The organism is Campylobacter concisus (assembly GCF_002914195.1).
Lineage (GTDB): Bacteria > Campylobacterota > Campylobacteria > Campylobacterales > Campylobacteraceae > Campylobacter_A > Campylobacter_A concisus_M.
Genome location: NZ_PPAU01000051.1, coordinates 1 through 446 on the forward strand (window position 1 = coordinate 1; position 446 = coordinate 446).

Sequence of the window (446 nt, forward strand, 5' to 3'; positions counted from 1 at the left end):
GATAAACAATTACCGCGAATAATATCTCTAATCTCTTTTTTGATTTTTGATACTACGCTTCTTGTAAGCTCAACATAATCACTAATTTTAAAGCCGTTAAGGCACTTTATTTCGCTTTCATCATACTGGTGCTTCTCTGGGTTGTCCTTGTGCGTACAATAACGATAATAGCCCCTTATTTGCTCTAAAGCTATCGGAATAGGTGCGTTTAATTTATCAGTTAGACGTTTAACAACATTAAAAGACGTTGGACCACCATAACAAATTATAAAGTGATAATGTGCCTTTTTCTCGTGTTCATCAGCATTCAAATCTTTATCGTGTAGCGGTGAAATAGCAATCGGTGCGCCTGTTTCTTGTAATATTTCAAGCCAGTTAGTTGGCATACTCTCAGGGTATGCAACAAAAGCCCAATTTCTCTTTTTGACATTTTTATTGTCTTGTGA

1 protein-coding gene is annotated in these 446 nt (G+C 35.9%); it reads right to left on the reverse strand.

The features are described 5' to 3' along the window. A partial coding sequence (locus CYP28_RS01785; RefSeq protein ID WP_103592879.1) for a replication protein occupies nt 1–446 on the reverse strand: 446 nt, incomplete at both ends.